Below are 17,996 nucleotides of genomic sequence, written 5' to 3'. Positions count from 1 at the left end.
CGGCCCGGTGGGCTCGTCACGCCGTCGGGGCGGCCTCCCGTTCGGTGCGTTCGTGCTCGGCGCGGACGGCGGCGGCGTGGGGGTCGGTGCGGTCGTCGTAGCCGAGCAGCTTCGGGAGGGCGGCCGCGACCGCGAGCACGGCGACCACGCAGGCGACGCCGCCGGCCCAGACGGCGGCGCGCACGCCGACCAGCCCGGCCATGGTGCCGGCCCGGACCTGGCCGAGCTGCGGGCCGACGGAGTAGCTGAGCAGTTCGACGCCGGCCATCCGCCCGCGCAACTCGTCGGGGATGGACTGGTTCCACATGGTCGAGCGGGCGAGCCCGCTGATCTCGTCGGCGCCGCCGGCCAGCGCCAGGCCGAGCAGCACCAGCCCGATGTGCTCGGTCAGTCCGGCGAGCGCCATCGCCGCGCCCCAGCCGACGGCGGCGGCCACCAGCAGCCGCCCGTGCCGGTGGACGCGGGAGGTCCAGCCGCTGGTGGCGCCGACCAGCAGGGCGCCGAGGGCGGAGGCGGCGTACATCGGGCCGAGCGCCCAGTCCGCCCCCAACTCCGAGGCCAGGAACGGGAAGACGGCCACCGGGTAGGCGAACAGCATGGCGCAGAGGTCGATCGCGTAGGTGCCGAGCAGGTCCTTGCGGCTCCAGGCGTAGCGGACGCCGGTCAGCACCGCCCGGACGGACGGCCGTTCGGCGCCGGTGGGCGGCGGCACCGCCTTGATCCGGACGAGCAGCAGCAGCGAGACCGCGAAGGTGAGGATGTCCAGCGCGTACGCGGTCTGCACCCCGGCGAAGGCCACCACGACCCCGGCCAGCGCCGGACCGGCCACCGAAGCGGCGTTGTGGTACAGCGACCTGAGGGCGAACGCGGCGGTCAGGTGCTGGTGCGGGACGAGCCGGGGCAGGAGTGAGTCCAGCGCCGGGCGCTGGATGCCGTCGGCGGCCGCGACCAGTGCGGCGACCAGGTAGATCGGCCAGAGCAGCGGGTGCGGCAGCAGGGCGTTGACCAGCAGCAGCCCGGCCAGCAGGCCGAGCGCGACCTCCGCCCGCAGCACCAGCTTCCGGCGGTCCAGGGCGTCGGCGAGGGCGCCGCCCCAGAGACCGAAGACGATCAGCGGGACGAGTTCGACGGCGCCGATCAGGCCGACCGCGAAGGAGGAGCCGGTGAGCTCCTTGATCTGCATCGGTACGGCGACGAGGGTCAGGAAGCCGCCGAAGCTGGTGACGCAGCCGGAGGTCCACAGGTAGCGGAAGTCGCGGGAGGCGCGCCAGGGTGCCAGGTCGGGCGTCAGCGATCGCAGCAGCCTCCGGGCGCGCCCGGGCACGGCGGGACGCGGGGGTTCGTCGACGTTCACGAACCGTCATCCTCGGACGGCGGTCACCGCTTCCGCAAAGGATTTTCGGCCCGTCGGCGGACGGGACGCGCGCACCGGTGGCTCGGGCGCCGGTTCACCAGCGGCTGATCGCGGGCGTCGAGGTCAGCCGTTCGGCGAGTCGGGCGAGCCGGTCCCGGACGGAGCGGCGGTCGGTCCGCTGTCCGGCGGCGACGCTGACCAGGTGCTGGGCGAGGTCGAAGGGCCCCTCGGCGGCGGTGCCGACGGCCAGCCGCTCGTGCGCGAGCTCGCCGAGGCCACCGGAGCCGTCAGGCCCCCCGGGCCCGCCCGCGCCGCCTGCCGCCCCGGGCCCGGCCGGGGCGCCGCCGTCCAGCGCGAGCACGGTCGCGCCGCGCCGCCGGGCGTCCTGCACCCGCTCCAGCAGCGGGGCGCCGGCCGCCTCCGGGACCACCACCAGCACGGTGTCGCCGCGCCCGGCCCCGGTGAGCCGTCGCAGGTCGTGCAGCAGGTGGGCGGGGGCGCCGGCCGGCGGGCTGTGCCGCAGCAGGGTGGGCGCCAGCCGGGGCACGTCCGACCACGCGGCCTCGTCGTCCAGGTGGGCGGCCAGGTGCCAGGGCTCGTACGCCTCGGTGCCGACCAGCAGCAGCCCGCTCGCCCCGCGCCGTTCCACCGAGCGGCGCAGCGCCCCGGCGAAGCCGCCGACCGCCTCCAGCCAGCCCGTTCCCGTCAGCCGTTCCCGGAGTGCCGAAACTCTCACCGCGTCCATGCGGGCCAGGATGTCCCGCCGGGCCGGGGATTTGGCAGGATCGGCCCATGACTTCCCTCGATTCAGCGACAAACCCGGCCCACGAGGTGCCGGACGTCTCGCAGCTGGTGGTCGGTGTCCTCGGCGGCACCGGCGACCAGGGGCGGGGACTGGCCCTGCGGCTGGCCAAGGCCGGCCAGCAGGTGCTCATCGGCTCCCGTGACGCCGCCCGTGCCGAGGCCTCGGCGGCGGAGCTGGGCCTCGGCGTGCGCGGCGCCGACAACGCCGCCGTCGCCCGGGAGAGCGACGTGGTGATCATCGCGGTCCCGTGGGACGGCCACGCCGCCACCCTGACCGCGTTGCGCGAGGAGCTCACGGGCAAGATCGTCGTCGACTGCGTCAACCCGCTGGGCTTCGACAAGCAGGGCGCGTACGCGCTGAAGCCGGAGGAGGGCAGCGCCGCCGAGCAGGCCGCCGCCCTGCTGCCGGACTCCCGGGTCACCGCCGCGTTCCACCACCTCTCGGCGGTGCTGCTCCAGGACGAGTCGGTGGAGAGCATCGACACCGACGTCATGGTGCTCGGCGACGACCGGGACGCCACCGACGTCGTGCGGGGCCTGGCCGGCCGCATCCCCGGGATGCGCGGCATCTACGCGGGCCGGCTGCGCAACGCCCACCAGGTGGAGTCGCTGGTCGCCAATCTGATCTCGGTCAACCGCCGCTACAAGGCCCACGCGGGCCTGCGGATCACCGACGTCTGACCGGCGGGGGCCGTGTCGACCTCACCCCTGGACCGGCTCCGGAGGTGAGGTCGGCGACAATGGGTGGCGGCCGTGACCCGGCCGCCCGCACCCGTTCTAGGAGCCTCCCGCCATGCCTCGCACGTCCCTCTTCGCCCTGGCCGCCGTCGTCCTCGCGCTCGTGGCCCTGGTGGTCTCGCTGGTCCAGGGCTTCTGGCTGGGCCTGATCTGGCTGCCGCTGGCCGGCGTGGCCAGCAACGTGCTGTGGATGGACCGCCGCCGGGCCCGGATCGCCGCGGCGGCCGCCGAGCAGGGCTGAGGCCCTGCCCGCGGTCCCCGGAGGAGCTAGTTCTTCCAGAAGCTGAACAGGTACCGGCCGAGCGTGGCGTAGTCCTGGTCCACGCCGAACAGGGTCATCAGGCCGTGGACGATCCCGAAGAAGAACTGGTTCACCTGGGGCTGCCACATCAGCGCGAACACCGCGAGCATCCCGTACGGCGCGAACGGCTCGACCGCGCGCCGGGTCTTGTAGGACAGCCAGGGCTCGACGATCCCGTAGCCGTCCAGTCCGGGCACCGGCAGCAGGTTCAGCACGGCGGCGCTCAGCTGGAGGAAGCCGAGGAAGCCCAGCGCGCCGGAGAACGGCGAGATGGTCAGCTCGTAGCCGTTCCAGAACGCGTGCACGGTCGGGTCGTCCAGCCAGCCCGCGCCGATCGGGATCAGCAGCGCCGCCGCGATGAGCAGGTTGACCAGCGGGCCGGCCGCCGAGATCAGGCTGTGCTTGAGCCGGCCCTGGACGCGGTGCCGCTCGATCCAGACCGAGCCGCCGGGCAGGCCGATGCCGCCGAGGATCACGAAGACGATCGGCAGCACGAAGCTGAGCAGCACGTTGGCGTACTTCAGCGGGTTGAGCGTGAGGTAGCCCTTGGCCCCGACGGTGATGTCGCCGCCGTGCAGCGCGGTGCGCGCGTGGGCGTACTCGTGCAGGCAGAGGGAGACCATCCAGCCCGCGACCACGAACAGGAACACCCCGAACGAGGCGTTGCCGTAACCCTGGTACACCGCCCAGCCGGAGGTGCCGAGGACGGCGAGGAGCGCCCAGAACACCGGGCTGATCCGGCGGTCCTCGCTGCGGGAGCGCGGCGTGGCGGCGAAGGTCATGGTCTGGGTGCTCCGTGGGGAGGGGAAGGCGGGCGGGCGCGGGCGGGTCGATCATGCCGGGCGGGCCGGTGACCGGACAAGCCGTCCCGGGTGAACGTCCGGGCGCGCGGTGGCGTTCCACCCTACGTGCCGGGGCCGGGAGGGGCCCAGCACAATTGTGCGGCCCTTCCCCCGGGCATCGACCAGAATGGTGCGGTGCACTACGGCATCCTCGGGACGACGACGGCCCACCACGACGACGGCACGCCGGTAGCGATCGGCGGCGCCCGGCTGCGGGCCCTGCTCACCGCCCTGGCCCTGCGGCAGGGCCGGCCGGTGCCGGCCGACCTGCTCGTGGACGAGGTGTGGGAGGCCGAGCCGCCGCAGGACTCCTCCGCCGCGCTCCAGACCCTGGTCGGCCGGCTGCGCCGCACCATCGGCCGGGACGAGGTCGGCTCCGGCCCGGCCGGGTACTGGCTGACCGGCCCGGCCACCGACCTCGCCGACTTCCAGCGGCTGACCGGTGAGGGCCGCCGCGCCCTGGACGCCGGGGACCACGCGCTCGCGGCCGAGCGGCTGCGCGTCGCCCTGGCCCTGTGGCGCGGCCCCGCGCTCGCCGACCTGCCGGACCGCACCGGACCGGCCGTCCGGCTGGAGGCCCAGTACGAGGAGGCCCGGCGCCACCGGATCACCGCGGACCTCGGCCTCGGCCGGGCCGCCGAGCTGATCGCCGAACTGGCCGAGCTGTGCGAACGGCAGCCGCTGGACGAGCCATTGCAGCTGCTGATGATCCGGGCGCTGCACGAGGGCGGGCGGACGGCCGAGGCGCTGCGCCACTACGAGCGGACCAGGCGCGCCCTGGCCGACGAGCTCGGCGTCGACCCGGGGCGCGGACTCCGTTCCCTGTACGCCGAGTTGCTCGCTCCGACGGACCAGACGGACCCGGCGGCCCCGGTGGTCCCGGCGTCCCCGGCGGACCCGAAGGCCCCGGCGGCCCAGGAGGGGCGGAACCCGGATCCCGCCCCCGCCGCCACCCCCGCCCCCGCGGCGCCCCAACTCCCGCGCCCCGGCGGCAACCTGCGCGGCCGGCTGACCAGCTTCGTCGGCCGCGAGGACGATCTCGCTTCGCTGCGCGCGATGCTGACGGACCGTCGACTGGTGACCCTGACCGGCCCCGGCGGCTCCGGCAAGACCAGCCTCTCGACCGAGGCCGGCCGCGCCGAGCAGTCCGCCGGACGCTGGCCGGACGGCGTCTGGGTGGCCGAACTCGCCCCGCTGGAGAGCCCGGACGCGGTGCCCGCCGCCGTGGTCTCGGCGCTCGGCCTGCGCGAGATCGTGCTGCACAGCACCAGCATGGTCGCCGAGGTGATCGAGAAGCGGGCCGAGGACCCGCTGCGCCGGCTGGTCGAGCACTGCGGCCACCGCCGGATGCTGCTCGTCCTGGACAACTGCGAGCACCTGATCCAGGCGGCCGCCGACCTCGCCGACGTCCTGCTCGCCGAGTGCCCCGGGCTGACGGTGCTCGCCACCAGCCGCGAGCCGCTGGGCGTGCCGGGGGAGACGGTGCTGCCGGTGGAGCCGCTGCCCGACCCGGTCGCGCTGCGGCTGTTCGTCGAGCGCGCGGCCGCCGCCCGTCCCGGCTTCGACCCGCAGGGCGACCCGGAGGCGTGCGCCGAGATCTGCCGCCGGCTGGACGGGCTGCCGCTGGCCATCGAACTGGCCGCCGCCCGGCTGCGGGTGATGACGGCGCGCCAGATAGCCGACCGGCTGGACGGCCGGTTCGCGCTGCTCACCGCGGGCAGCCGCACCCTGCTGCCGCGCCAGCAGACGCTGCGCGCGGTGGTCGACTGGAGCTGGGACCTGCTGGGCAAGCGGGAGCGGGCGGTGCTGCGCCGGCTCGCGGTGTTCGCGGGCGGCTGGCAGCTGGAGGACGCCGAGGCGGTCTGCGCCGACGGCGTCGAGGTGGCCACCGGCGAGGTCGCCGACCTGCTGCTGTCGCTGGTCGACAAGTCCCTGCTGGTGGCCGACCTGGACGGGGCCAGCCTGCCGCGCTACCGGATGCTGGAGACCATCCACGAGTACGCGACCGAGCGCCTGGCCGCGTCCGCCGCGGAGCGCGCCGCCACCGAGGCCCGTCACCTGGCGCACTTCCGCACCATGATCTCGGTCGCGGACACGCAGATCCACGGCCCCCGGCAGCTGCACTGGCTGGCGGTGCTGGAGCGCGAGCAGGACAACATTCGCGCGGCGCTGCGCCGGGCGATCGACCTGCGGGACGAGGAGCAGGCGCTGCTGCTCGCCGTCGGCATGAGCTGGTACTGGTCGCTGCGCGGCTACAGCATGGAGGCGCGCACCTGGTACACCGCGGTCGGCGCGCTCGGTCCGGACCCGTTCGGCCCGGACGCCCCGCGGGCGGTGCCGCTGGAGCACAGTGTGTTCGCGTACGAGCTGCCGCTGTCCGCGCCGGTGGTCGAGGAGGCCCGCCGGCTGCTCGCGATGTTCCGGCTGATCGGGCTGTTCGAGGGCAACCTGGAGGTTCTCGGCGACCCGGAGGCGGTCGAGGTCGCCCAGCGGCTGATGGACGCCTACACCCCGGACCTGCCGCAGTCCTACCGCTTCCCGGCGCTGATGCGGGTGTTCGGCGCGTTCCTGGCCGGCCGCCTGGAGGTGATGAAGGACCTGCTGGACGACGCCGTGCTCGGCTGCGAGCGGCACGGCGGGCCGAGCGACCTGGCGTTCATCCTGCAGGTGCGGGCCAGGATGCTGAACGACTGGCCGAGCGGCGCGGAGCAGAGCATCGTGGACGGCAAGCGCTCGCTGGAGCTGTACGAGCGGGCGGGCAACCTCTGGGGGATCTCCCAGGCGCTGGCGGCGCACGGCGAGTCGCTGGCCAACCGGGGCGAGTCCGCGGCCGCCGCGGAGGCGTACGAGCGGGCGATCGGGCTGGTCGAGGAGCTGGGGGCGCCGCTGGAGGTGCCGATCCTGCGGGTGAACCTGGGCACCGCCCTGCTGGAGCACGACGTGGACCGCGGCGAGCGGGTCGTCCGGGAGGCACTGGCCTCGATCGAGACCCCGGGACTCAACCAGTCCACCACCGGGGCCCTGATGTTCGGCCACCTGACGCTCTGCGGCCTGCACGCCCAGCGCGGCGAGTTCGAGCTGGCGCTGGCCGAGCTGGACGAGCTGGACACGGTCCGGGTCGGCGGTTTCGCGCCGAGCCTGGTGACCGGGATGCTGCTGAGCGCCCGGGGCTGGATCACGGCCCGGGCCGGCGATCCGGAGGCGGGGTTCGAGATGCTGCGCGACGGCTGGCGGCAGCTGCGGGCGGTGACGGCGGCGAGCGGCTTCGCCGAGCACATGACGGTCATGGTGGTGCCCGCGGTGACGGCGGTGCTGTGCAGCTTCGCCGGGCGCGACGGGGACCTGGAGCGGGCCCGGGCGGCGGCCGTGCTGATGGGCGCGCACGGCGGGCTGAACGGCCCCAAGGGCGGCTACCTGGAGCGGTCCGAGCGGGCGCGCACGGAGGCCGTCCTGCGGGAGGTGATGGGCGACGCCGAGTACGAGGAGGCCCGGGACGGCGGGGTCGGGACGTCCCAGGAGCAGGCCTTCGAGCTGCTGGAGGGGCTGATCGGCTAGCCCCGGACTCCGCGGATCCCGCGGGCCCGTGCGGCCGGCGCCCGTCCCCCGGTCACCGGCCGCACGGGCCCGTTCCGCGGCCGGCGCCTGTCCCGGGCGGCCGGCCGTTCTCGTCCGCCGGCCCTCCCCGGCGGAAGTCGAGGGGGAGCCGACGGCGGTCGTGGGGTCAGGTCCGCTTGCGGAACCGGGCGACCGCCAGCGGGGCGAAGATCGCGGTGACGGCGGCCGACCAGACCAGCACGATCATCACCGGGTGGGCCACCGGGCCCTCGCCGTTGAGCAGCGAGCGGGAGGCGTCGGCCAGCGCCGACAGCGGGTTGACCTCGGTGAAGGACTTCAGCCAGCCCGGCATGGTGTCGGGCCTGGCGAAGATCGAGCTGCCGAACTGCATCGGCATCAGGACCAGCATGGCCACGCCCTGGACGGCCTGGGCGCTGCGCAGGGCCATGCCCAGCAGCATCGAGATCCAGACGATCGACATGCCGAACACCAGGGCCAGGCCGATGGTGGCCAGCACCTCCAGCGGTCCGGTCCGCACCTCGAAGCCGATGCACATCGCGAAGCCGATCAGGATCGCGAAGGAGAGCAGTCCGCGCAGGGTCTCGGCGACGATCTTGGACAGCAGGACCGAGGCCCGGCCGATCGGCAGGGTGCGGAAGCGGTCCATCACGCCGGTCTGGAAGTCGCTGTTGAGGCCGGTGCCGACGGCCATCGCGAGGGTGAGGCCGGTCTGTCCGAGCAGGCCGGGGATCAGGTACTGCTTGTAGTCGTCCTGATTGCCGGCCATCGCGCCGCCGAAGACGTAGACGAACAGCACGGTGAAGATGATCGGCATCAGCACGGCGTCGAACATCGACTCCGGGTCGGCCTTGATCCGCATCAGGTTGCGCCGGGTCAGCGCGCCGACGTGGCGCAGGGTGCCGGCCAGGCCGATCCGGGAGTCCTCCGCCGGCGGCCGGGTGTCCCGGGCCCGGGGCGGGGTGAGCGTGGCGGTGGTCATGCGACGGGCTCCTTGGCGAGGCTGGGGGCGGGCACCGCGGCGGAGGCGGGCTTGCCGGTGATGGCGAGGAAGACCTCGTCCAGGCTGGGCACCTTGGTGTCGATGCCGGCGACGGCGAAGCCGCGGGTGCCGAGCACCCCGATCACCGCGGTCAGCTGCTCCTCGCCGGTGATCGGCACCGCGAGCAGGCCGGTGTCGGCGGAGAAGGTGGCGTTGAGGATGCCGCTCTGGTGCAGGCAGCGGGCCATCTCGGGCAGCTCGGCCGGGTCGGCCGGGCGGACCTGGAGGGTCTGGCCGCCGACCTTGGCCTTGAGCTCGGAGACGGCGCCGTTGGCGATCACCCGGCCGCGGTCGATGACGGTCAGCTCGTTCGCGAGCTGCTCCGCCTCCTCCATGTACTGGGTGGTCAGCAGCACGGTGCTGCCCTCGGCGACCATGCGCTGCACCTCGTCCCAGACCTCGTTGCGGGTGCGCGGGTCCAGGCCGGTGGTGGGCTCGTCCAGGTAGAGCACCCGGGGGCGGCCCATCATGCTGGCGGCCAGGTCGAGGCGGCGGCGCATGCCGCCGGAGTAGGTCTTGGCGGTCCGCTTGGCGGCCTCGGTGAGCGAGAAGCGCTCCAGCAGTTCGGCGGCCCGGGCCCTGGCCTCCTTGCGGGGGAGGTCGAGCAGCCGGCCGATGAGGTAGAGGTTCTCGTACCCGGAGAGCAGCTCGTCCACGGAGGCGTACTGGCCGGTGAGGCCGATCGTGCGGCGCAGCTGCTTGGGCTGGCGCAGCACGTCGTAGCCGCCGACGAACGCGGTGCCGGCGTCCGGCTTGATCAGGGTGGAGAGGACGCGCACCAGGGTGGTCTTGCCCGCGCCGTTGGGGCCGAGCAGGGCGAGGACGGTGCCTTCCTCGACGGTGAGGTCGACCCCGTCGAGGGCCTTGGTCTCGCCGTAGTGCTTGACGATGCCGTGCACCTCCACGGCGTTCCGAGAGGTGGTTCCCCGGTCGTTCGGGGCTGTCGCGATTCGTGTCATGCCCCCAGGGTGTCCGCCCGCGCTGTCAGCTCCCTGTCGGCCGGCGCCGGGCGCTGTCAGGCCGCTGTCACCGGCCGCCGGAGGCGCTCTCCGGCCTCCGGACGCGGTCCCGGGTACGGCAGCGGCCCCGCTCCGAACCGGAACGGGGCCGCGGGCCGCGAGGAGCGGGCGTCAGTGGAAGCTGTGCTCCGCCGCCGGGAAGGCGCCGGAGCGCACGTCCTCGGCGTACGCCCGGGCGGCGTCGCCGAGGACGGTCCGCAGGTCGGCGTACTGCTTGACGAACTTGGGCACCCGGCCGGCCGTCATGCCGGCCATGTCGGTCCAGACCAGCACCTGGGCGTCGGTGTCCGGTCCGCCGCCGATGCCGACGGTCGGGATCGCCAGCTGCTCGGTGGCCTGGGCGGCCAGCTCGGCCGGGACGGCCTCCAGCACCACGGCGAAGGCGCCCGCCTGCTGGACGGCCTTGGCGTCGCGCAGCAGCTGGTGCGCCGCCTCGTCGCCGCGGCCCTGGACGGGGTAGCCGCCGAGGGCGTGCACGGACTGCGGGGTGAGGCCGATGTGGGCCATCACCGGGACGCCGGCCTCGACCAGCAGCTCGATCGAGCGGGCGCTGCGCTCCCCGCCCTCCAGCTTGACCGCGCCGACCCCGGCCTCCTTCATCAGCCGGGCCGCGTTGTGCATGGCCTGCGCCGGGGACTCCTGGTACGAGCCGAACGGCAGGTCGGCGACGATCATGGCCCGTTCGGTGCCGCGGACGACGGCGGCGGAGAGCATCACCATCTGATCCATGGTCACCGGGACGGTGGTCTCGTAGCCGAGGTGGCAGTTGCCCGCCGAGTCGCCGACCAGCAGCACCGGGATGCCGGCCTCGTCGAACACGCCTGCGGTGAGGGCGTCGTAGGCGGTGAGCATCGACCACTTCTCGCCGCGCTGCTTGGCGGCGGCGAGGTCGCGGACGGTGACACGGCGGTTGGTGACCCCGCCGTAGAGGGTGGCGGTCGACGCCCGGTTCTGGGCAGGCGAAGGCGTAGAAGCGTTCATCGAACGGACTCCTGAAGGGTTGTCGTCTCGTGGCGCCGTACGGCGTCCCCGGATCACCTCCATGCTTGCACGCCCCGGCGCCCGCGCAAAGAGGGGTGCGGGCGTCCCGGTGCGATCCGGGACACACCGGGCGCGCGGGTCACCTCCGCCGGGGTGCGCCGGCGGCCGCCGAATTTGCCCGCTCTTTACGAAACGGATTCGTCTCGTATCGTATCGCCCGCTACTCTGGTGCGGGGGGTTACGAGACGTATGCGGCTCGGAATGCCCGCCAGTGCCACACCACCACGGACGGGAAACACCCATGACCACCGCAGCCGCGCCACCCCGCGTGCCGGAAGCCATCCACCGTCGGCGCTGGGCGATCCTCGGCACCCTGCTGCTCGCCCTGCTCGTCGTCGTGCTCGACAACTCGATCCTCAACGTCGCGATGAAGACCATCGCGACGCCCGCGCCGGTCGGACTCGGGGCCACCCAGAGCGACCTGGAATGGTCGATCAACTCCTACACCCTGGTCTTCGCCGGGCTGCTGTTCACCTCCGGCCTGCTCGGCGACCGGTTCGGCCGCAAGCGCGCGCTGCTGGCCGGCATGGTGGTCTTCGGCATCGCCTCGCTGCTGTCCGCGCTGGCCGCCTCGCCCGGTGAACTCATCGGCTACCGCGCCCTGATGGGTGTCGGCGGCGCGCTCGCGATGCCCGCCACGCTGGCGATCATCATGAACGTCTTCGAGCGCTCCGAGCAGCCCAAGGCGATCGGGATCTGGGCCGGCGCGGTCGGCCTGGCCATCGCCATCGGCCCGATCACCGGCGGCCTGCTGATCGAGCACTTCTGGTGGGGCTCGGTCTTCCTGATCAACGTCCCGATCGTGGTCGTCGCGGTGATCGCGATGGTGATCCTGGTTCCCGAGTCCAAGGACCCCAGCCCGGGCCGGATGGACCCGATCGGCGTGCTGCTGTCGATCGTCGGCCTGGTCGCGCTGATCTACGGCATCATCAAGGGCGGCGAGCTGGCCGACTTCACCGCGGTCGAGGCCTGGGTGCCGACCCTGGTCGGCGTGGTCGCGCTGGTCGCCTTCGTCTGGTTCGAGCGCCGCACCGCGTTCCCCGCGCTGGACGTCACCTGGTTCCGCAACAAGGTGTTCAGCGCGTCCGTGGTGGTCGTCGGCGTGATCTTCTTCGCGCTGATGGGCGTCTCGTTCTTCGGCGTCTTCTACATCCAGAGCGTGCGCGGCTACAGCGCCCTCCAGGCCGGTGTACTGATGCTGCCGCTGGCCGCCGCCCAGCTGGTGTTCGCCCCGCGGGCCCGGCTGGTGGTCGACCGCTTCGGCGTCGCCGCCACCGCGACCTGCGGCATGCTGCTGGTCGCGGTCGGCTTCGTCGGCTACGTCGTGCTGACCGCCACCACCCCGATCTGGGTGCTGGTCGTGCTCGGCCTGGTGATGGGCGCCGGCATGGCGCACGTCATGCCGCCGGTCACCGTCGCGATCATGGCCTCGCTGCCCCGGGAGAAGGCCGGCGCCGGCTCGGCCGTCAACAACACCTTCCGCCAGGTCGGCGGCTCGCTCGGGGTCGCCGTGCTCGGCGCGGTGCTCTCCACCGTCTACCGCGACGGGATGGCCGACACCCTGACCCACCTGCCCGAGGGCCTGCGCGACAAGGCCGGCGAGTCGCTGGAGGCCACCCTGGCCATCGCCGACCGCATCCCCGGCGGCCAGGCGCTGATCGCCCCGGCGAACGACGCCTTCGTCCACGCCATGCACGTGGTGGCCTCGCTCTCGGCGGGCGTCTCGGTGATCGGGGCCGTCGTCGCCTGGTTCCTGCTGCCGCGCCGCTCGGCCGCCCCCGCCGGCCCGGCCCCCGAACAGCGCGGCCAGGAGCGCGAGGCCGCGGCCGCGGAGGCCTGACCAGCGGCCGGGCCCACCGTGACTGAGCGACAATGGCCCTGTCGCCCGGGTGCGCCCCGGGCGGCAGGGCCTCGGTCCGGGGCGGGCCCCCGCCGCGGACCCACCGAGGGACACCCCACGGCGCCAGCGCCGCAGGGGAGAGCGAGGGAGAGACAGCGGGGATGAAGACGGACACGCCGACCGCCGACACCGGGCAGCACTGCGCGGAGGTACGCCGTGGCCGGCCCCGGAGCGAGGCCGCCGAGCAGGCCATCTTCACGGCCGTCGAGGACCTGATGGCCGGCGGTACCGCGCTGTCCGAGCTCACCATCGAGGGCATCGCCGCCGCCGGCGGCGTCGGCAAGGCCACCATCTACCGGCGCTGGTCCAACAAGGAGGCCCTGCTGGTCGACGTGGTCAGCCGGCTGGAGGAGCCGCTGCCGGAGCCCACCGGCGCCGGCGCCCGGGCCGACCTGATCGCCCTGGTCGACCACGTCCGCCGGCGCGGCCTGGCCAAGCGCACCCGCTGGGTGCTCAAGGCCGCCCTCGGCCAGATGCAGACCCTGCCCGAGCTGTACTCCGCGTACCGGGAGCGGGTGATCAAGCCGCGCCGGGAGGTCGGGCTCCGCCTGATCGGCCAGGCCGTCGCCGAGGGCGTGATCCGCGACGACCTCGACCTGGAACTGCTCAACGACCTCCTGATGGGGCCGATCCTCTACCGCAGCATCCTGTGGGACGACTCCGACCTGGAGGACCCGGACCTGGCCCGCAAGCTGGTCGACTCCGTGCTCGAAGGCCTCGCACCCCGCTGACCCCGCCCGACCCGGCCCGGCCCGGCCCCGAACGTGGCCTCGCTCACCAAACCGGGCCACGCCGGAACCCGCTCAGCGGGACCGACGTCTGTCCCGGCATAGGCTGAGCCGGACAATCGATCAAACCGGCACCGGTCCGGTGCCTGCCCGCCCGACGACGGGCCGGACACCGGAGCGGCGACGGCACGAGCGACGGGAGCCACTTCATGGCGCAGGCGGACAGGACCGAGCGGATCGCGGCCCCCGGGGGCGACGCCGACGGCCCGGCCCCCGCGGTGCGTCGCGGCGGCTTCCTCGGCCTGCGCCACTGGGGCCGGGACGCCCGCGGCAGCGGCACCTGGCGGCGCGGCCTGGTGGTCGCCGTGCTGGCCGTGCTCACCGCCGCGCTGCTCGCCTTCCACGCCGAGGTGCCCAACAGCGTCGGCAACCTCGGCAGCCTGCTGGAGACCTTCCTGCCCTGGCTGGGCCTGGCCGTCCCGGTGCTGCTGGTACCCGCGCTGCTGCGCCGCTCCGCCACCGCGCTGCTCGCCCTGCTGCTGCCCGTCGTGCTCTGGGTCAACCTGTTCGGCGGGCTGCTGTCCGACAGGAGCGGCGGCAAGGGCGACTGGACGGTGGTCAGCCACAACGTCGCCGCCGCCAACACCGACGTGCCGGGCACCGTCCGCACCCTGGTGGACTCCGGCGCCCAGATCGTCGCCCTGCAGGAGCTGGCCGGCCGGCAGCTGCGCTCGTACGAGACCGGGCTCGCCGGCGCCTACCCGTACCACACCGTGGAGGGCACGGTCGGGCTCTGGTCGAAGTACCCGATCGGGGACGCCTCCCCGGTGGACCTCAAGATGGGCTGGACCAGGGCCTTCCGGGCCGAGGTCACCACCCCGCAGGGCCCGGTCGCCGTGTACGTGGCGCACCTGCCCTCGGTGCGGCTGAAGGCCGAGGGCGGCTTCACCGTCAACCAGCGGGACCTCAGCGCGCAGGCGCTCGGCGACGCGATCCAGGCCGAGTCGCTGAAGAAGGTCCTGCTGCTCGGCGACCTCAACGGCACCATGAACGACCGCAGCCTGGCGCCGGTCACCTCGCAGATGCGCTCGGCCCAGGGCGCCGCCGGCGACGGCTTCGGCTTCAGCTGGCCGGCGGCCTTCCCGATGGCCCGGATCGACCAGATCATGAGCAAGGGCGGGCTCACGCCGGTGGACTCCCGCACCCTGTCCCGGGACGGCAGCGACCACCTCGCGGTGGCCGCCACCTACCGGTACTCGGCGTAGCGGTCAGCCGCGCCGCCAGCGGTTGGTGATCGGCAGGCGGCGGTCCCGGCCGAAGTTCTTGGCCGAGACCTTCGGGCCCGGCGGGTACTGGCGCCGCTTGTACTCGGCGGTGTCGACCAGCCGGACCACCCGGTCCACCACGGCCGGGTCGAAGCCGTCCGCCACGATCGAGTCCCGGCCCTCGTCGCCCTCGATGTAGCGGGCCAGCACGCCGTCCAGCAGGTCGTAGTCGGGCAGCGAGTCGGTGTCCACCTGGTCCGGCCGCAGCTCGGCGGACGGCGGCTTGGTGATGGTGTGCTCCGGGATCGGCGGCACCTCGCCGCGCCGCACGGCCTCCTCGTTGCGCCAGCGGGCCAGCCGGAACACCAGTGACTTGTAGACGTCCTTGATGGGTCCGTAGGCGCCCACCGAGTCGCCGTACAGCGTCGAGTAGCCGACCGCCAGCTCGCTCTTGTTGCCGGGCGCGAGCACGATGTGCCCCTCCTGGTTGGAGATCGCCATCAGCAGGGTGCCGCGCAGCCGGGACTGGAGGTTCTCCTCGGCGAGGCCGGTCAGCTCGGTCGCCGCCAGGTAGGCGTCGAACATCGGGGCGATGGAGACGGTCCGCAGGGGCAGTCCGGTGCGGCGGGCCAGCTCGGCCGCGTCGTCCCGGGAGTGCTGGGAGGAGTAGCGGCTGGGCATCGAGACGCCGTGCACGTTCCGCGCGCCCACCGCGTCCACCGCGATCGCGGCCACCACCGCCGAGTCGATGCCGCCGGAGAGGCCGATCAGCACGGACGAGAAGCCGTTCTTGGTCACGTACGCCCGGGTGCCGGAGACCAGCGCGGCCCAGATCTCGGCCTCGTCGGACCGCCGCGGCGCCACCTCGGCGGTGAGCCTCCCCCAGCCTTCGGCCGGGGGGACCCCCATGGCGGGCGCGGCCTGCGGTTCGCCGCCCAGCTCGGTGCGGACCAGGTGCAGCCCGTCGCTCAGCAGCAGTCCGTCGGTGTCGTCCCCCGCGGCGGCCGGCAGGTCGAGGTCCAGCACCAGCAGGTGCTCCTCGAACTGCGGGGAGCGGGCCAGGACTTCGCCGCCCGCGCCGACCACGATCGAGTCGCCGTCGAAGACCAGCTCGTCCTGGCCGCCGACCATGTTGACGTACGCCAGGGTGCAGCCCGCCTCGGCCGCCCGGCGGCGCACCAGCTCCAGCCGCTGGTCGTCCTTGTTCCGCTCGTACGGGGAGCCGTTGATCACCAGCAGCAGCCCGGCGCCGGCCTCGCGGGCGGCGGTGACCCGGCCGCCGTCCTGCCAGATGTCCTCGCAGACGGCCAGCGCGACGTCCACCCCGTGCAGCCGCAGCACCGGCAGCTGGTCGCCGGGGACGAACCAGCGGAACTCGTCGAACACGCCGTAGTTGGGCAGGTGGTGCTTGGCGAACCGGGTCACCACCTCGCCCCGGTGCAGCACCGCGGCGCAGTTCTGCGGGGAGCCGGCCGGACGGTTGAAGCGCGGCGAGGCGTGCTCGGAGCGCCCGAGGTAGCCGACCAGCACCGGGACCTCGCCCAGCCCCTCCGCGGCCAGGCGGCCGGCCAGCCCGACCAGCGCGGCGCGGGAGGCCTCGACGAAGGAGTGGCGCAGGGCGAGATCCTCCACCGGGTACCCGGTGAGGGCCATCTCGGGGAACGCGACCAGCTGCGCGCCGGCCTCCGCGGCCCGCTTGGTCCAGCGCACCACCTCGTCGCCGTTGCGGACGAGGTCACCGACCCAGGGGTCGATCTGGCTCAGGGCGAGACGGAGATTGGGCATGCCCCGAGTGTAATCGTCCAACTGACGCGATGTCCTGGGCGGGAGCCTGCGGCGGGGGTCGGCGCTGCCGGGCCGGGCGGGGATCGGCCATGATGGGGGCAACCGCTTTACGAGGTCTTTCCACGGCCTCCGGGGCGTAACACGAGCGTAAAGAGCAGAGGTGAGACTGTCCCCATGGGCAAGCAGCAGCAGTTCGTGCTTCGGACGCTCGAAGAGCGTGACATCCGGTTCGTCCGGCTGTGGTTCACCGACGTGCTCGGGTTCCTGAAGTCGGTCGCGGTGGCGCCGGCCGAGCTGGAGCAGGCCTTCGAGGAGGGCATCGGGTTCGACGGCTCGGCGATCGAGGGCTTCGCCCGGGTGTACGAGTCCGACATGATCGCCAAGCCGGACCCGACCACCTTCCAGATCCTGCCGTGGCGCTCGGAGACCCCGGGCACCGCCCGGATGTTCTGCGACATCCTGATGCCGGACGGATCGCCGTCCTACGCCGACCCCCGGTTCGTGCTCAAGCGCACCCTGGAGAAGGCCTCCGCGCAGGGCTTCACCTTCTACACCCATCCGGAGATCGAGTTCTTCCTGCTGAAGAACCTGCCCGGCGACGGCACCCCGCCGATCCCCGCCGACCACTCCGGCTACTTCGACCACACCCCGCGCGGGGTGGGCCACGACTTCCGCCGACAGGCGATCACCATGCTGGAGTCGATGGGCATCTCGGTCGAGTTCTCGCACCACGAGGGCGCCCCCGGCCAGCAGGAGATCGACCTGCGCTACGCCGACGCGCTGTCCACCGCCGACAACATCATGACCTTCCGGCTGGTCATGAAGGAGGTCGCGCTGGAGCAGGGCGTGCACGCGAGCTTCATGCCCAAGCCGTTCTCCGAGCACCCCGGCAGCGGCATGCACACCCACGTCTCGCTGTTCGAGGGCGACCGCAACGCGTTCCACGAGTCCGGCGCCGAGTACCAGCTGTCCAAGGTCGGCCGGTCCTTCATCGCGGGCCTGCTGAAGCACGCCGCCGAGACCGCCGCCGTCACCAACCAGTGGGTGAACTCCTACAAGCGGATCTGGGGCGGCTCCCAGCGCACCGCCGGGGCCGGCGGCGAGGCGCCGTCCTACATCTGCTGGGGCCACAACAACCGCTCGGCGCTGATCCGGGTGCCGATGTACAAGCCGGGCAAGCAGGGCTCCACCCGGATCGAGGTCCGCTCCCTGGACACCGGCTGCAACCCGTACCTCGCCTACGCCGTCACCCTCGCAGCCGGCCTGAAGGGCATCGAGGAGGGCTACGAGCTCCCGCCCGGCGCCGACGACGACGTCTGGGCGCTGTCCGACTCCGAGCGCCGCGCCCTCGGCATCCAGCCGATGCCGCAGAACCTCGGCGAGGCCATCGACCTGATGCAGCGCAGCGAACTCGTCGCCGAGACCCTCGGCGAGCACGTCTTCGACTTCTTCCTGCGCAACAAGCGCCAGGAGTGGGAGGAGTACCGCTCCGAGGTCACGCCGTTCGAGCTGCGGAAGAACCTCCAGGTGCTGTGAGCGGGTGACGGCCGCTCAAACCCCCGTCGGCCCGCTGTCGCCCAGGAGGGCGGCAGCGGGCCCTGCTA

The 17,996-nt window shown here is 73.6% G+C and carries 14 protein-coding genes; 7 read left to right on the top strand and 7 right to left on the bottom strand.

The features are described from left to right. Window positions 1-16 precede the first annotated feature (16 nt). The gene (locus ACFVUY_RS12440; RefSeq protein ID WP_387729533.1) at window positions 17-1,354 is read right to left on the bottom strand and encodes an MFS transporter; all 1,338 of its coding nucleotides are present in this window, start codon (window positions 1,352-1,354) and stop codon (window positions 17-19) included. Between the two features lie 94 nt (window positions 1,355-1,448). Next, window positions 1,449-2,099, bottom strand: a complete 651-nt coding sequence (locus ACFVUY_RS12435) for a hypothetical protein (RefSeq protein WP_387729531.1) — start codon at window positions 2,097-2,099, stop codon at window positions 1,449-1,451. Between the two features lie 47 nt (window positions 2,100-2,146). Here ACFVUY_RS12435 and npdG point away from each other — a divergent pair, with 47 nt between their 5' ends. Together npdG and ACFVUY_RS12425 are read left to right on the top strand one after the other, a co-directional pair. Continuing rightward, window positions 2,147-2,839, top strand: a complete 693-nt coding sequence (npdG, locus tag ACFVUY_RS12430) for an NADPH-dependent F420 reductase (protein ID WP_359896923.1) — start codon at window positions 2,147-2,149, stop codon at window positions 2,837-2,839. Between the two features lie 112 nt (window positions 2,840-2,951). Next, on the top strand, window positions 2,952-3,137 hold the full coding sequence (locus ACFVUY_RS12425) for a hypothetical protein (RefSeq protein WP_359896925.1): 186 nt from the start codon (window positions 2,952-2,954) through the stop codon (window positions 3,135-3,137). A 26-nt stretch (window positions 3,138-3,163) separates the two neighbouring features. Here ACFVUY_RS12425 and ACFVUY_RS12420 read toward each other — a convergent pair whose 3' ends face one another. Then, window positions 3,164-3,979: a site-2 protease family protein gene (locus ACFVUY_RS12420; protein ID WP_387729529.1), complete on the bottom strand. Its 816-nt coding sequence runs from the start codon at window positions 3,977-3,979 to the stop codon at window positions 3,164-3,166. A gap of 195 nt (window positions 3,980-4,174) precedes the next feature. On the opposite strand from ACFVUY_RS12420, the gene ACFVUY_RS12415 reads away from it, so the two are divergent. Continuing rightward, a complete protein-coding gene (locus ACFVUY_RS12415; protein WP_387729527.1) occupies window positions 4,175-7,594 on the top strand; it encodes a BTAD domain-containing putative transcriptional regulator in 3,420 nt (1,139 codons plus the stop codon). A gap of 166 nt (window positions 7,595-7,760) precedes the next feature. Here ACFVUY_RS12415 and ACFVUY_RS12410 read toward each other — a convergent pair whose 3' ends face one another. From ACFVUY_RS12410 to panB, 3 genes are all read right to left on the bottom strand, one after another. Then, the gene (locus tag ACFVUY_RS12410; RefSeq protein WP_387689367.1) at window positions 7,761-8,594 is read right to left on the bottom strand and encodes an ABC transporter permease; all 834 of its coding nucleotides are present in this window, start codon (window positions 8,592-8,594) and stop codon (window positions 7,761-7,763) included. After that, on the bottom strand, window positions 8,591-9,613 hold the full coding sequence (locus ACFVUY_RS12405; RefSeq protein WP_387689364.1) for an ATP-binding cassette domain-containing protein: 1,023 nt from the start codon (window positions 9,611-9,613) through the stop codon (window positions 8,591-8,593). Before ACFVUY_RS12405 ends, ACFVUY_RS12410 begins: the two co-directional genes overlap by 4 nt. A 171-nt stretch (window positions 9,614-9,784) precedes the next feature. Further along, the gene (panB, locus tag ACFVUY_RS12400; protein WP_387689361.1) at window positions 9,785-10,654 is read right to left on the bottom strand and encodes a 3-methyl-2-oxobutanoate hydroxymethyltransferase; all 870 of its coding nucleotides are present in this window, start codon (window positions 10,652-10,654) and stop codon (window positions 9,785-9,787) included. Window positions 10,655-10,955: 301 nt separating this feature from the next. Here panB and ACFVUY_RS12395 point away from each other — a divergent pair, with 301 nt between their 5' ends. The 3 genes from ACFVUY_RS12395 to ACFVUY_RS12385 all read left to right on the top strand — a co-directional run bounded on the left by ACFVUY_RS12395 (window position 10,956) and on the right by ACFVUY_RS12385 (window position 14,607). Next, entirely contained in the window at window positions 10,956-12,554 is a 1,599-nt protein-coding gene (locus ACFVUY_RS12395) for an MFS transporter (protein WP_387729525.1), read from the top strand. Window positions 12,555-12,715: 161 nt separating this feature from the next. Further along, complete coding sequence (locus tag ACFVUY_RS12390; RefSeq protein WP_387689356.1) at window positions 12,716-13,345, top strand: TetR/AcrR family transcriptional regulator; 630 nt, start codon at window positions 12,716-12,718, stop codon at window positions 13,343-13,345. A 206-nt stretch (window positions 13,346-13,551) separates the two neighbouring features. Beyond that, window positions 13,552-14,607, top strand: coding sequence for an endonuclease/exonuclease/phosphatase family protein (locus ACFVUY_RS12385; protein ID WP_387729522.1), 1,056 nt, complete (start codon window positions 13,552-13,554; stop codon window positions 14,605-14,607). Between the two features lie 3 nt (window positions 14,608-14,610). Here the strand turns inward: ACFVUY_RS12385 and ACFVUY_RS12380 are convergent, their stop codons facing one another. Next, window positions 14,611-16,392, bottom strand: coding sequence for an NAD+ synthase (locus ACFVUY_RS12380; RefSeq protein WP_387689350.1), 1,782 nt, complete (start codon window positions 16,390-16,392; stop codon window positions 14,611-14,613). Between the two features lie 174 nt (window positions 16,393-16,566). Between ACFVUY_RS12380 and glnA the strand changes: the two genes are divergently transcribed. Then, a complete protein-coding gene (gene glnA / locus ACFVUY_RS12375; protein ID WP_380540346.1) occupies window positions 16,567-17,928 on the top strand; it encodes a type I glutamate--ammonia ligase in 1,362 nt (453 codons plus the stop codon). The last annotated feature ends 68 nt before the right edge of the window (window positions 17,929-17,996 follow it).

This window comes from Kitasatospora sp. NPDC058063 (genome assembly GCF_042885395.1).
GTDB lineage: Bacteria > Actinomycetota > Actinomycetes > Streptomycetales > Streptomycetaceae > Kitasatospora > Kitasatospora lactacystinica.
Note: the sequence above shows the minus strand (reverse complement) of the source record. Positions and strands in the feature narration are given on the sequence as shown.

What these genes read in the sequence shown, in the direction of transcription:
- ACFVUY_RS12435 (WP_387729531.1), bottom strand. Translation starts at nt 2,099, where the DNA reads ATGGACGCGGTGAGAGTTTCGGCACTCCGGGAACGGCTGACGGGAACG.
- npdG (WP_359896923.1), top strand. Translation starts at nt 2,147, where the DNA reads ATGACTTCCCTCGATTCAGCGACAAACCCGGCCCACGAGGTGCCGGAC.
- ACFVUY_RS12425 (WP_359896925.1), top strand. Translation starts at nt 2,952, where the DNA reads ATGCCTCGCACGTCCCTCTTCGCCCTGGCCGCCGTCGTCCTCGCGCTC.
- ACFVUY_RS12420 (WP_387729529.1), bottom strand. Translation starts at nt 3,979, where the DNA reads ATGACCTTCGCCGCCACGCCGCGCTCCCGCAGCGAGGACCGCCGGATC.
- ACFVUY_RS12410 (WP_387689367.1), bottom strand. Translation starts at nt 8,594, where the DNA reads ATGACCACCGCCACGCTCACCCCGCCCCGGGCCCGGGACACCCGGCCG.
- ACFVUY_RS12405 (WP_387689364.1), bottom strand. Translation starts at nt 9,613, where the DNA reads ATGACACGAATCGCGACAGCCCCGAACGACCGGGGAACCACCTCTCGG.
- panB (WP_387689361.1), bottom strand. Translation starts at nt 10,654, where the DNA reads ATGAACGCTTCTACGCCTTCGCCTGCCCAGAACCGGGCGTCGACCGCC.
- ACFVUY_RS12395 (WP_387729525.1), top strand. Translation starts at nt 10,956, where the DNA reads ATGACCACCGCAGCCGCGCCACCCCGCGTGCCGGAAGCCATCCACCGT.
- ACFVUY_RS12390 (WP_387689356.1), top strand. Translation starts at nt 12,716, where the DNA reads ATGAAGACGGACACGCCGACCGCCGACACCGGGCAGCACTGCGCGGAG.
- ACFVUY_RS12385 (WP_387729522.1), top strand. Translation starts at nt 13,552, where the DNA reads ATGGCGCAGGCGGACAGGACCGAGCGGATCGCGGCCCCCGGGGGCGAC.
- ACFVUY_RS12380 (WP_387689350.1), bottom strand. Translation starts at nt 16,392, where the DNA reads ATGCCCAATCTCCGTCTCGCCCTGAGCCAGATCGACCCCTGGGTCGGT.
- glnA (WP_380540346.1), top strand. Translation starts at nt 16,567, where the DNA reads ATGGGCAAGCAGCAGCAGTTCGTGCTTCGGACGCTCGAAGAGCGTGAC.